General features: G+C 38.8%; 10 protein-coding genes and 2 pseudogenes. All 12 read left to right on the top strand.

Annotated elements, in window-relative coordinates:
* Positions 1-61: 61 nt before the first annotated feature.
* Positions 62-1,171: an ATP-grasp domain-containing protein gene (locus GCA01S_RS01400; protein ID WP_255212252.1), complete on the top strand. Its 1,110-nt coding sequence runs from the start codon at positions 62-64 to the stop codon at positions 1,169-1,171.
* Between the two features lie 12 nt (positions 1,172-1,183).
* Positions 1,184-2,074: an NAD-dependent epimerase/dehydratase family protein gene (locus GCA01S_RS01395; protein WP_042406652.1), complete on the top strand. Its 891-nt coding sequence runs from the start codon at positions 1,184-1,186 to the stop codon at positions 2,072-2,074.
* Positions 2,075-2,230: 156 nt separating this feature from the next.
* Positions 2,231-2,839, top strand: a complete 609-nt coding sequence (locus GCA01S_RS01390; RefSeq protein WP_042406648.1) for a sugar transferase — start codon at positions 2,231-2,233, stop codon at positions 2,837-2,839.
* Positions 2,840-3,345: 506 nt separating this feature from the next.
* Complete coding sequence (locus GCA01S_RS01385) at positions 3,346-4,521, top strand: glycosyltransferase family 4 protein (protein WP_042406646.1); 1,176 nt, start codon at positions 3,346-3,348, stop codon at positions 4,519-4,521.
* Positions 4,522-5,447: 926 nt separating this feature from the next.
* Complete coding sequence (locus GCA01S_RS01380; RefSeq protein ID WP_042406644.1) at positions 5,448-6,611, top strand: DegT/DnrJ/EryC1/StrS family aminotransferase; 1,164 nt, start codon at positions 5,448-5,450, stop codon at positions 6,609-6,611.
* Positions 6,604-7,184 (top strand): annotated as a pseudogene (locus GCA01S_RS01375) (DegT/DnrJ/EryC1/StrS family aminotransferase); the annotation flags it as partial. The gene GCA01S_RS01380 and the pseudogene GCA01S_RS01375, both read left to right, overlap by 8 nt.
* A gap of 49 nt (positions 7,185-7,233) precedes the next feature.
* Entirely contained in the window at positions 7,234-7,536 is a 303-nt protein-coding gene (locus GCA01S_RS01370) for a hypothetical protein (RefSeq protein ID WP_042406641.1), read from the top strand.
* Between the two features lie 161 nt (positions 7,537-7,697).
* Complete coding sequence (locus tag GCA01S_RS01365; RefSeq protein ID WP_042406639.1) at positions 7,698-9,440, top strand: phospho-sugar mutase; 1,743 nt, start codon at positions 7,698-7,700, stop codon at positions 9,438-9,440.
* Positions 9,441-9,453: 13 nt separating this feature from the next.
* Positions 9,454-10,425, top strand: a complete 972-nt coding sequence (gene galE / locus GCA01S_RS01360) for a UDP-glucose 4-epimerase GalE (protein ID WP_042406637.1) — start codon at positions 9,454-9,456, stop codon at positions 10,423-10,425.
* Between the two features lie 69 nt (positions 10,426-10,494).
* On the top strand, positions 10,495-10,656 hold the full coding sequence (locus GCA01S_RS20460; RefSeq protein WP_169735601.1) for a hypothetical protein: 162 nt from the start codon (positions 10,495-10,497) through the stop codon (positions 10,654-10,656).
* Between the two features lie 174 nt (positions 10,657-10,830).
* Positions 10,831-11,256: pseudogene (locus GCA01S_RS01355) on the top strand (VanZ family protein).
* A gap of 546 nt (positions 11,257-11,802) precedes the next feature.
* Entirely contained in the window at positions 11,803-14,133 is a 2,331-nt protein-coding gene (locus GCA01S_RS01350) for a glycoside hydrolase family 3 N-terminal domain-containing protein (RefSeq protein ID WP_052510007.1), read from the top strand.
* Positions 14,134-14,308 lie beyond the last annotated feature (175 nt).

Genomic DNA, 14,308 nt, shown 5'->3' with positions numbered 1-14,308 from the left:
CTAGCAATGCAGTATTAGATAAACTGGAGGAAATCGTTAATCAGCAGAGAGGAAGATGAATATGAAAAAAGTGTTAATACTTGGTATTGCTCCTGTGCAAATGGATGCAATAATAGAACTAAAAAAAATGGGCGTAAAAACATACGCATGTGCTCAAGCAAATGACGGCCCAGGAAGTATTTATGCTGATCACTTTCAATTAATTAATTTCACAGAAGTAGATAGAGTGATTGAATTTATACAAGAACATGAGATAGATTGTGTTTATTCAGTTGGTTCGGATATAGCTATACCTATATCTGCAGCTATCAGTGAAAAAATGGGGCTTCCCCATTTTGTTTCTTCACGCACAGCGAAAATATGTAATAATAAAATTAAAATGAGAGAGTTTTTGGGTAATGATTTTGATGGTAATATTAAATTTCAACTCATAAATAATATTAATGACAAAATAGAATTATCTTATCCATTTATCATGAAACCATCGGATTCCCAGGGACAAAGGGGAGTACGATTAATTAAAGATTATAATGAATTCCAGCAACACTTTGAGGCTTGCAAACGATTTTCCCGCGAAGAAACTGTTATCATTGAGGAGTACATCGAAGGGCCAGAACTTTCAGTGAACGCTTACATGATAGATGGGGATATTGCCTTTTTTGTCCCTTCTGACCGTGTAGTTTGGCCTCAATTTCAAGGAGGGCTAATTCGTAAACATGTAGTTCCTTCTAAGGTTTTAAATAGCAGTACTAATGAACGTGTAAAAGATCTAGTATGTAGAGTTGCTAAAAAGTTAGGTATTGTAAACGGTCCGCTGTATTTTCAAATTAAGATGAAGGACGACCAACCTTTTATTATTGAGGTTACTCCAAGACTTGATGGATGCCATATGTGGAATGTATTGAGATATTATACAGGAGTTAATCTGATTAAGTTGACGTTTGAACATTTGCTGTTTGGAAATACAGATGAGTTATATAATTGTAAAAAATTTGAGGGACAATACACTCTTGAATTCTTATGTGATGCACCAAATAAACAGGCTGACTATACAAACTTTAACATTCCAAGTAATACACTTTTTAGTTTTAAGTATTATAATGATGGTGATTTAATCAGAGCAATCAATGGCCAGTTCGAAAAAATAGGATATTATATTATTCAAGATTAGGAGTGTCTGATAATGAAAGTAGCTGTTACAGGTGGGACTGGCTTTCTTGGAAAAGAAGTGATTTCTCTTTTACATCAAGATCAAATATATACTCCTGTGATTTTAGGGAGAAATTCAGTTGCAGACAATGTCAGTTGTGAATATAGAAAAACTGACTATTCAATAGCTAGTTTAACAAATGTTTTAAGGGATATTGATGCAGTTATTCATTTAGCAGCTATTCGAGGAACCAATGGCAGCATAGCAGATTTTTATCCGAATATCATAATGACAGAAAATCTTTATGAAAGTTGTCGAAAGTTGGGAATTAAAAATATTGTGTTCGCTTCATCTATTTCTGTTTATTCAGATACTACAAAAATCCCGTGGGATGAGGAACAATTGCCTTCTCCAAAAACATTATATGGAATAAGTAAAATAACCTGTGAATATATAGGTAATCTTTATCATCGGCAATATGGGTTAAATATTAAATCTTTAAGAATTGCTCAGGTTTTAGGTGAAGGTGAAAAAAAGGGTTATATGATGAACACTTTCCTGGATAGAGCTTTTGAAAAGAAAACACTTAAAGTGATAGGAAAAAGCATCGCAAAGCGAGAATTCGTTTATGTCAAAGATGTTGCAAGAGCTATTCTATTGGCATTACATAAACCCGACCTTCACGGTGTATATAATATCGGAAGTGGAGAAGCGTATACTAATTTAGAAATTGCGAAGATGGTAAACAATTGTTTTGACAATGAAGATAATTTAATATATGAGGATTCGCTGGATGAAGGAATAGAATCATCCCTAATGGACAGTTCCAAAGCAAAAAAAGAGCTAGGATATATACCTTCTTTTTCATTTAAAGACGCCTTAAATGATATAAAGAAAATAAAATTGCAAAATTTTAAAAGTTAATTATCCAATTCTAACAAACTAACAGATACGTTTAGGGAAAATAAATAATTAAAATCCATTATTTCTCTTAATGTAATAAAGGGATTAAACAAAGAAAGTTTAGAGAGATTTTGAGAGAAATAAAACCTTACCGTTATATTAAGGGGGGGAGAATGAATGTATCAAAAGTTTTTTAAAAGATTACTTGATATTTTGTTCAGCATCGTTGCATTACCTTTTTTCTTGATATTGTGGTTGTTAGTAGGGATTGCTATAAAATTAGATGATGGCGGTCCCGTTTTTTATTGTGGAGAAAGGTTGGGAAGAAACCTTAAAAAGTTTAAAATGTATAAATTTAGATCAATGGTTGTTAATGCTCCTGATCTAAGAAATGAAGACGGAAGCACATTCAATTCCAGCGATGATATTAGATTAACGAGAGTTGGTAAGGTCATAAGAAAACTTAGTATTGACGAAGTTCCACAAATTTTAAATGTTTTAAAAGGGGATATGTCTTTTGTGGGGCCAAGACCTAGTCCATGTGGTAATGTACATTTATATAGTAAAGAGTATCTAAAAAAATTTACTGTTAGACCAGGAATTACCGGATATACACAGGCCTTTTTTAGAAATAGTATATCTGTTAAAGAAAAGCAGAAAGCTGATTTATACTACGTTGAAAATATTTCTTTTATTTTGGATTTAAAGATAATATTTAAAACAGTATTTACTGTTTTACAGCGCAAAGGGCTATATACAAACGAAGATAATAGGATGGCTAAATAAGATAAAATATTTGCGAAGTCTTAATCTAATCTTATAATTACTATGCTAAAAGAAAGTTATTAGTATTTTTCCTTAGGATAGTGTTTGCTGTTTTGCGTTGGACTGGGACTATTTATTTTGCACTATTTATAATCAAAGCTATCGATATAAATCTTTGTAAGATCTTATTGAAGAAATTGTCCTATGATCACACTATGTTAAATCGGCTTATGAAATTTTTCAAATAAATATACTTAAATTGTATAATCTTGAGATTAGCACTGATAGATAAGTTGTTATCTAATATTATGTTAATAGATGAACAACAGTTCATCACTACAAAGTGTACTTATCAAACGATTGAGTTTGTGTAATAAACGTAACTATTCTTTACTTTATTTACTCTTATTACCATCATAATAAAGATGGATTATCAACATATTTTTAATGAAGAATTAAGTGCATTTTACGGTGAAGATCTTGAACAAATATAAGGAAAAAGATGATTTGAAAGGACTGCAACGGAAATGAAAAAAATGCTCATTGTAGCAAGAGGAAATGAAATAGGAGGAGGAACAGAATATATAATAACCATTATAAAGATGTTACATCAAAAATTTAATGTAGATATACACATGACGTACAGTAGGGAAAGTGTAAAAAATAATTATTTAAAGTATTTTGATTATGTTACGTTTCATCATGTTCCAATGGTGCGTGAAATAAATCCAAAGGCTGACTTAAAAAGTATAATCCGTTTAGTAAAACTGATAAAACAGGAAAAATTTGATATTGTCCATACAAACACTTCAAAGGGTGGAGTAGTAGGTCGAATTGCTGCTAGGTTGGCTAAAGTACCTTTTGTATTTCACACTGTACACGGCTTTGCTTTTCATGAGCAGTCTCCAAGGCATAGTATTTTGATATACTCCCAAATTGAGAAATTTGTGGCAAAGTATTGTAATTTTATTATTACAGTAAGTGATTTCCATAAAAAGTGGGCCGAAGAGCTGAAAATCGCTCCGAGTGATAAAATTATATCTATACCAAACGGATTAGATCCTAATAGGGTAAAACCTACAGTAGAAAGGGAACAAATGAGAAGCCAATTAGGCATTCAAAATAATGAGATTGCTATATTTACAATTGGAAGGTTAGCAACACAAAAAGGTATTGAATATTTATTGGAAGCTATTGCAATGTTGAAGAACGATCAAATAGACAGTAAATATGGGTTTAATATTGCTGGTTCAGGTGAGTTAGAAGAGAGCTTAAAAAATAGAGCAAAGGAATTAAATATAGAAGATAAAGTAAGATTTTTAGGTTTCAGAAGTGATGTAAATAATCTTCTCAATGCTGCTGATATTGTTGTTTTACCGTCTTTATGGGAGGGTCTCTCAATTGCTCTACTTGAAGCAATGGCTGCCAAAAAAGCTATTATATGTACAGAAATTGGAAGTAATATTACCGTAGTAGAAGATAAAAGAGATGCTCTCGTAGTTAAACCAAAGGATGTAGTTGGATTAAAAGAAAGTATTAAACTATTGATAGAAAATGAAGGACTAAGGAACAAGATTGCTGAACAAGCATATAAAAAGTTTAGTATATTCTTTACTAAGGAAATAATGCTTCAAAAATACTATGATTTTTATAAAAACAAAGCAATGCTTGATATAAAAGATGGTGTTACAGAACTAGAATAAAAACTTTAATTAAGGATACAGCATTATACATGTAGTAAATATTGATGAAACCCATACCATTGCATCTCTTCTGATCCGTCAATTTTCATTCATTGGATACTCGGTTGATTTCGCAGTGAAGTCCTAATAGCTCTTTGTCATATTGTTTTTAAAAGGATAGGTGAATCCAGTCATAGTCATCTTTTCGATCTTTGCTATGTTTCGATTAATTCGGGAAATAAATAGATTCCTTACCTGTCTGCTACTTGATGAACATTTTCTCTTCCATATGTAGCATCGCTAAGTGCTAATTCATTTACCGTTTTTGTAGAAGAAGCAATCAGCTCTGATGTTACTGTTGTATCATTCTGATTTGGTGTTGCCGAAACATGATATTAATTCAATTCCTTCGACCTTCAGTAATGGCACAAGATATGGATGTTAATCTTTTAGAATCAGATAAACAGTCTACTTCGGCTGTGAACCGTCAAGACTGCTTCGGACAGCAGTGTTGTAGACCAGTATGAATCAGGGATATCGTTTCCTAAATTTTTTAACAGTTGTGTATGGAAAATCGGAAACCCTTATTTTCGGCACCATTTTCTGTTGTGGGGAAACATAGAAAAATGAGGGGTCATTGAAAATAGCAAAAACGTTACAGTATGATGTTAATTTCTGATAGGAATTGATCATAAAATAAGTCTTTAAAAATATTTTAATACAAAGATTCCAAGAGTATAGAAGAGTATGGAAGTTTCGTAAGGCTGTCTAGGTTTAATGGTGAAAATTAGGGGTTATAATCATGTCCAATTTGTTTTTTTTGCTTACTGTCCATGATGTTCTGATAGATGTTTTTTTGTGTATGTATCCATTCATCATGCATTTTGCAACACACTCAATTATAAACCGGTTGGATTTTATAAAACTTTTAGGAGGAAATACAAGTTATGGTGAATTTTTTACCTTTTGCTTTACCTGATATTGGGGAAGAAGAAATTAATGAAGTTATTGATTCCTTGCATTCTGGATGGTTAACGACAGGCCCAAAAACAAAACAGTTTGAGCAAGATTTTGTAAATTTTTTAGGAGGAAATGTTGAAGCAATTGCAGTTAGTTCTGCCACTGCAGGTCTTCATTTAGCGTTGGAGGCAATTGGTGTTGGACCAGGCGATGAAGTCATTACAACGCCGTATACATTTACCGCAACCGCGGAAGTAATTCGCTATTTAGGTGCTCATCCTGTATTTGTTGATATTAATCCCGATACCTTTAATATTGATCCGAACAAAATTGAAGAAAAAATTACCTCAAAAACAAAAGCAATTATTCCTGTTCACTTTGCGGGTCTTTCGTGTGAAATGGATGAAATACTTACTATTGCTCGATCTTACGGATTAAAAGTTGTGGAGGATGCGGCACATGCCCTTCCGACTACTTATAAAGGTCGATTAATCGGGACCTTGGAAAGTGATGTAACAGTTTATAGTTTTTATGCCACTAAAACATTAGCAACTGGAGAAGGTGGTATGATTGTTACCCGGAATCCAGAGATTGCGAAGCGGTGTCGGGTTATGCGGTTGCATGGTATAAGTCGGGACGCATTTGACCGATATACATCTAACAAGCCATCTTGGTATTATGAAGTTATTGCTCCAGGATTTAAGTATAATTTAACTGATTTAGCTTCTTCACTTGGAATACATCAATTAAGAAAAGTATACAAGTTTCAAAAAAAACGTCAAGAAATGGCTGAAAATTATAATGAAGCATTTAAAGATTTGCCAATTATTTTGCCTCCTAAAGCGAAAGAGAATGATCTACATGCATGGCACCTTTACGTAATTCGGTTAACTGATGATGTTCGGATTAGTCGTGAATCCTTTATTGAACAAATGTTTCAAAAAGGAATTGGGTGTAGTGTCCATTTTATTCCTCTTCATATTCAGCCGTATTGGAGAGATACTTACCAACTGCAACCAGAAGATTATCCAAATGCCTTAGCCAACTATAAACATGCTGTTAGTTTACCTCTTTATACAAAGATGACGGAAGAAGATCAAGAACGGGTAATTAAGGCGGTATATGATATTATCAGTAGTTCTATTATTTAGTTTTAAAGCCTACAGGTTCATTACCACTTTTGACGGCGGAATGTTAGTTTCCGATGATGTCGAAGCGTTGCAAAAAGCTCGTTTTCTAGCGACTCAGGCGCGCGATCCGGCTCCGCATTATCAACATAGCCAAATTAGGATATAACTACCGCATGAGCAATATCGTTGCGGGAATCGGTCGGGTGTAGTTGGAAGTATTGGACGAGCGGGTGAAAGCGAGACGGGCGGTTTTTAACCGCTACGTGCAAGCGTTAGGGGATATCGAAGGAGTTCAGTTTATGCCTGAATGGGAAGGCACGATGTCCAACAGCTGGCTGACGACGTTGACGATCTATCAGCAAATGCTTGGCGTGACGCCGATGGATATTATCAACGCGCTTGCGGAGGAAAATATTGAAGCATGTCCTGTGTGGAAGCCGCTTCATCTGCAGCTGGTGTTTAACGGGGTAACGTATTACCCGCATCAGGAAAGTTGGAGCGTTTTTGATGAACTGTTTGCCATCTGGCTCTAGCATGACCGTTGAGGAACAAAATCACGTCATTGACGTCTTTATCAAAGTGATAAGACGATAAAATAACCGTTTGCAAGCCTCCTGTTGAAGTTGTTCAGCGGGAGGCTTATTTGGGTTTGGTGCCTGTCACCGCCCGAGGTTGGGGAATCGTGAGCGAAGCAGTATGTGCTCGTAAGCCATTATTGATTTTAGGTCGACAAATGATGAAAGAAGATCAACATACGATTTCGTATTTAAAAGAAAATCATTTATGCAAGACAATGACATGGAACGAATTACACCACTTTGTCATTGACGAAGTATTTATGAAGAAAATGCGAAGTCAATATCCATCTCATGACACCTTTCTTTCTAATCAAGCGGATATGGTATCAAAACAAATGTTGCAAGTGTTAAAAAATAAAAGAGTTTAACATAATGAAACAACCCACCTTCTTTCGCTCTATTTTCCAGAAATGCATCTGGGGATGGAACGAAATTGTAGGGCCTGTGCAGATATGACATTCCTTTCGAGCAAACGGGGGAGTGTTGGTCATTTCAGCACATCCGTAAACAACAAAGGGGAGACAGAAAGATGACATATAAAGCAACAGTAGAAAAATGGCTTTCATATTCAGAGTTAGATGCAGAATTGAAACAACAATTAATTTCTATGAAGCATAATGAAAAAGCTCTTGAAGATAGCTTTTACGAACATTTAGAATTCGGCACAGGCGGTATGCGCGGGGAAATTGGTCCAGGGACGAATCGAATGAATATTTATACCATTCGCAAAGCATCGGAAGGATTAGCCCGTTATATCGTTGAACAAGGCGAAGAAGCGAAAGAACGCGGTGTTGTGATTGCCTATGATTCCCGCCATAAGTCGCCTGAGTTTGCGTTAGAAGTGGCTAAGACGGTTGGGAAGCATGGGATTAAAGCTTACTTATTTAAAGAACTTCGTCCAACGCCAGAGCTGTCGTTTGCGGTTCGTTATCTTGGAGCGTTTGCCGGTGTGGTCATTACCGCAAGTCATAATCCGCCGGAGTATAACGGGTTTAAAGTGTATGGCCAAGACGGCGGACAAATTCCGCCAGCGGTGGCGGATACGATTATTCAATACGTCAATGCCGTCGAAAATGAATTGACGGTTGCAGTAGCAAGCGAGCAAGAACTTCTGGAAAACGGCTTGCTTACCTATATCGGTGAAGAAATCGATGAAGCCTACCTTCAGCAATTAAAAACAATTCAATTAAATCCGGAACTTGTTGCGAAAGTGGCGAAAGATTTAAAAATTGTTTTTTCTCCTTTGCATGGCACAGCCAATAAGTTAGTCCGCGCTGGTTTAAAAGCATTTGGCTTTGAAAACGTGACGGTTGTAAAAGAACAAGAACTTCCAGACCCGAACTTTTCCACTGTTGCCTCACCAAATCCGGAAGAGCATGCCGCGTTTGAATTAGCGATTCAATACGGTGAAAAAATCGATGCCGACATTTTAATGGCGACAGATCCGGATGCGGACCGGCTCGGTGTCGCGGTGAAAAATTTAGATGGTGAATATGTCGTGTTAACAGGTAACCAAATGGGTGCGTTGATGCTGGAATATTTATTATCGCAAAAGCAGGCAAAAGGAATCTTGCCGAAAAACGGTGTCGTTGTGAAAACGATCGTGACGTCCGAAATTGGCCGCGCGATTGCCGAGCATTATGGATTGCCAACGATCGATACGTTAACCGGGTTTAAATTTATTGGTGAGAAGATTAACGAGTTTGAACAAACGAAAGAATACACGTTCCAATTCGGGTATGAAGAAAGCTATGGCTATTTAATCGGTGACTTTGTCCGCGACAAAGATGCGGTGCAATCGGCGATTTTTGCCGCAGAAGTAGCGGCTTATTATAAAGCGCAGGGAAAGACATTGTATGAAGGTTTATTAGAGATTTTTGCGAAATACGGCTATTATAAAGAATCATTACGCTCGTTAACGTTAAAAGGAAAAGACGGCGCCGAGCAAATCGCGAACATTTTAGCGACATTCCGCAAAGAACCGCCGAAAGAAATCGCTGGCGTTAGCGTTGTCGCGATCGAAGACTATTTGATAAGCAAGCGCACCATTGTCACGACAGGGGAAGAACAGACGATTGACTTGCCGCGCTCGAATGTTTTGAAATATCATCTTGCGAATGGCTCATGGTTCTGCTTGCGTCCATCAGGCACGGAGCCGAAAGCGAAGTTTTATTTTGGCGTAAGAGGAACATCATTGCAAGAGAGCGAAGAACTCGTTGCTGCATTAGAAAACGCCGTAATGACTATAGTCCATCAAATAGTTAATGTATAATGGGGGATTGTATATGATTCTTGTTGTCGGCGGAGCTGGTTATATCGGCAGTCATTTAGTGAAAGAGTTAGTGGGAAAAGAGCAAGTGATCGTGCTTGATAACTTATCGACTGGTCATCGCTATTTAGTGGATGACCGCGCGGTGTTTGTGCAAGGGGATTTAGGGAACAAAGCGGATCTTGAACCGATTTTTGAAAAATACCCGATTCAAGCCGTCATGCATTTTGCGGCGAACAGCTTAGTCGGCGAATCGGTGGTGAATCCGCTGAAGTATTATCAAAACAATGTTGCCGCTACCTTAACGTTACTAGAGACAATGCTAAAGTATAATGTGAAAAACTTTATCTTCTCGTCAACCGCGGCGACGTATGGGATTCCGAATGTTGAATTAATTACGGAAGATTGCCCAACAAATCCAATTAATCCGTATGGACGTTCAAAGTTGATGATCGAACAAATTTTAGCGGATTTTGCTTCTGCGTATGGTCTTAACTATGTCGTCCTTCGCTACTTTAACGCGGCTGGGGCGCACGAGTCGGGGGAAATTGGCGAAGACCATAACCCGGAAACGCATTTGATTCCGCTTGTCTTGCAGCATTTGTTAGGCCAGCACGACAAAATTTCCGTCTTCGGTACGGACTATGATACACCAGACGGGACATGCATTCGCGACTATATCCATGTCACCGACTTAGCGAAGGCGCATATTTTAGCGTTGGAAACATTGTTGGCGGGTAAAAAGAAAACCGCCATTTACAACCTTGGCAACGGCTTAGGCTATTCCGTGAAAGAAGTGATTGAAACATGTGAAAAAGTAACCGGGCGCAAAGCCGTTATTGAATACACCGACCGCCGTCCGGGCGACCCAGCGCGCCTTGTCGCATCCTCGCAAAAAATTTATGAAGAGTTGGGATGGAAAGCGGAATATTCATTAGAACAAATCATCGAAAGTGCATGGAAGTGGCATAGCCGAAATGTAGAATAATAGAAAGCCTCCCTCTGAATGATTTCAGCGGGAGGCTGTATTTATTTTTTCTATTTGGAGGTGACTGTTGTGACGAAGAAAAAGACTCTGCGACCAGAAACCGAGCGTTTCAAACATATATTAATTGAAGCGTATCAACGCGGGGAATTGTCCGCCAATATGACCGCGAAAGACATGGTTCGGGAGCTTGCTCATCAGTTAAAACAAGTTTTTAAAGGGTATGATAAGTAGTATTGGGAGGTATGTCTGTCATCATTTCAACAGCTGCCAAAGTCCGTGAAAAAGACCATTCGCTACATTCTGCAAGATGTTCATTCAATGGAAAAGCTGGAGTGGATGGAAAAACGATCAGTTTAAAAAAGAATGATTCGTTAAAACAGATTAGGCGATGAAAGGAAAAATAAGATGATTCCTTGGATTCTTGTGTTCGCATGGTGCGGGATGATTTATTATTTTACCGAATCCGCCATGTTTACTGGTGCGAATACGGCAAGTTGGATTAGTAAAATCGTACAAAAACTGCAATTAGGACATATCGATCATATCAATGATGGGTTTTTGTCATGGAATTAAATCGTGCGTTAATTGGCACATCTTTCGGTATTCGGCCTGCTTGCGGCGCTTGTGTGGAGAGCGTTATATCCGCGGCGGTTCGCGATGGTTGGCGCGTGGGTGCTTGCTGTTGTTTGCGCGTGTTTCGATGAATGGCATCAGTCGTTTCAGCCGGGGCGGACTCCGCTTTTGTCGGATGTGGTGATTGACGCGTTTGGAGCGGGAATTGCGTTATTCGTTGTGCGAATGTATTTACGAAAGATAGATTCTTCGGTGTGAAAAGATTGCGAATCCCTTTTATGTTTTGCATTATGGTTAGATCCTCAGCTTCCTCTTCTAGCTATACCCGTTGCATCCATTCCATCGATGAACTTCTCGACAACTACACTCTAGATGCTTTTGGGTTTTGTACCCGTCGCCGCTCGAGTATTCACTCCTTGTTGATTCTTTTGATCACTGTATATGATCTTTTTATGTGTGTTTATGCATCGCTTATGCTTTTTGCCACACATTCCAGCTTATATCTTTTGTTGATAAGGACCGGAAGAAAGATTGCTTTTCCTCCCAGCATCGTCTAGCGAAAAGATGAATCAACCAATATGGCCTAAGCACCAACTGTAGTGGGTGATTGTTGACTGGTGAGTACAATCGCAAAATATTCAAGGAAATGACAAAAAAGTGAAGAAGTTAATTTATAATTATCTAAATATTTTTATTTATAATTATTTTGTGACAACATTGAATAAAAGGGATGGAGGTGAATATGAGGAATTTGCACACAACTCATCTTTTTTATGGAATAAATCGGGAAGGAGGATTCCGCAAATGAACGAGGGGACGAAGTTTTTTAGATTTCCTATCATTGCGCTGTTGCTTGTCAGTTTGATTTTACCGTATGTAAGGCAGGATGGGGCTGCGTACGCTAAAAAATCTGATAAGCCTCTATACTTGAATCCAGAGGTGCCTATTGAGCAAAGAGTGAAAGATTTGCTGCAGCGGATGACGTTAGAAGAAAAAGTGGGGCAGATGACGCAAATTGATGTAACAAGGCTCATGGGAACAAATGAATGGGATCGGGGACCGCTGAACCCTGAATGGATGAAAAAGATTTTTGAAGAAAACCATGTCGGTTCGATCTTAAGCGGCGGCGGAGCGGCACCAGTACCGAACAATCCGGAAGAATGGGCTAAATTGACAAACGACATTCAAAAATATGCGATGGAGCATTCGCGTTTGCATATCCCGATTATTTACGGTGTTGATGCAGTTCACGGTCATAACAATGTCCTCGGAGCAACCATTTTCCCCCACAATATTGGACTCGCTAACGCATGGGATCCAGAATTGGTCGAAAAACTTTCCGCAAGTACTGCAAAGTCTGTAAGAGCGACCGGCATTCATTGGAATTTTGCCCCTGTTGCCGATATCGGTCGGGATATTCGTTGGGGGCGTTTTTATGAAACATTTGGTGAGGATCCTTACCTCGCTTCAAAGTTGAGTGCGGCGGCGGTCAAAGGACTTCAAGGAAAGAAGTTGTCCGATCAAGAAAGTGTAGCAGCCACGGGAAAACATTTTGTTGGTTATTCCCAGCCGCTTAACGGACAGGATCGTTCTCCAGCTGACCTTTCCCTTCGCACCTTAAGAGAGATTTTCTATCCATCTTTTCAAGCGCAAATTGAAAGCGGTGTCAAAACCATTATGATAAACAGTGGCTCGATCAACGGCATCCCTGTTCACGCTTCTAAGTATTTGTTGACGGATGTGTTGCGAAAGGAAATGGGGTTTAAGGGTGTCGTTGTATCGGATTGGGAAGATATGATGAAGTTGCACACGGTCCATAAAGTAGCTCCATCATATAAGGATGCCATTCGCATGAGCATCAATGCAGGTGTCGATATGTCGATGGTGCCGCATGATGCAGATAACTTTACGAAAAATTTGATCGAACTTGTCAAAGAAGGAAAAATATCAATAAAACGCATTAACCAAGCGGTAAGCCGCATTTTAACGCTTAAATTTGAGTTGGGACTTTTTGAAAACCCTTACGTCGACCCGAAAAAGGCGGCAGAAATAATCAATGATTCTGACCGTCAGCTGGCGCTTCAGGCAGCCCGTGAGACAATGACATTGCTTAAGAACGAAGGAAATGTTCTGCCGCTCAAAAAAGATGTGAAATCGATTCTGGTCACCGGTCCAAGTGCCGATAATGTGGCAAATCAAATGGGCGGATGGACGATCGGATGGCAAGGGGCCACCAATCCTAATGAACTCCCTCCTGCTGTGACGATCCTTGAAGGCATCAAAGGGGCGGTGTCTAACAATACAGCGGTGAAGTATGTACCGGGAGTGCCGGATGAAAAAGACGAAAAAGATCCGTCCAAAGTAAAAGCAGCGATTGATGAGGCTGTAAAAGCAGCGTTGCAATCGGATGTCGTCATTGCAGTAGTTGGCGAAAAACCTTACGCTGAGGGGGAAGGAAACACGGAAACAGCCGAACTTCCTGCCGCTCAAAGACAGCTTATACAAGCGCTTAACGAAACCGGAAAAGACGTGATTCTCGTTCTTGTTGCGGGCCGTCCGCTGATGATCACGGATCTTGTTGAATCTACCCCAGCTGTTCTAATGGCGTATCTTCCTGGCACAGAAGGAGGAAAGGCGGTTGCCGATGTTCTATTTGGCGATTACAACCCGAGTGGGAAGTTGGCTTCGACATGGCCAAAATCCATTGGCCAAGTGCCGATTTTTTATAATCATAAGCCGGGAACAAAGTATGAGCCGTTATTCCCGTTCGGTTACGGATTAAGCTATACGACTTATGAGTATAAAAATTTGCAGGTAACAAACATTATTAGCAAAAAAGGAGAAGCAAAAGTATCCGTGGATGTTACCAATACTGGCAAGGTTGCCGGGGATGAAATCGTCCAACTCTATGTCAATCAAGAATATCGTTCTGTCCTGACGCCTGTGAAACAGTTAGCCGGATTTAAACGGATTCACCTTAACCCTGAAGAGACAAAGACAGTCACATTCAACCTGCCCGCATCACAGCTTGCCATTATTCCAGGTGACATTATAGGAACGGAACGGCCTGTTGTAGAATCGGGAACATATAAAGTAATGGTCGGCAATTTGACGAAAACATTTAAAATTGAATAGTCGTTTCAAAGTGAAAGAATGAGCGTAAAATGGCGAAGTTCCCCCTTCAGGCAGACAGTAACCTATGATATCCCTCCGAGCCTGCCGAAAGGGGGATTTTGATTAGAGTATTACACTGCTACACTTTGAAGATTTTCAAAAATTGATAGAAGGTTGCAGTCTGTTCTTAGTCTGT

The organism is Parageobacillus caldoxylosilyticus NBRC 107762, from assembly GCF_000632715.1.
In the GTDB taxonomy this organism is placed as follows: Bacteria; Bacillota; Bacilli; order Bacillales; family Anoxybacillaceae; genus Saccharococcus; species Saccharococcus caldoxylosilyticus.
The sequence above is the reverse complement of the archived record's forward strand: the minus strand, read 5'-3'. Positions and strand labels throughout refer to the sequence as shown.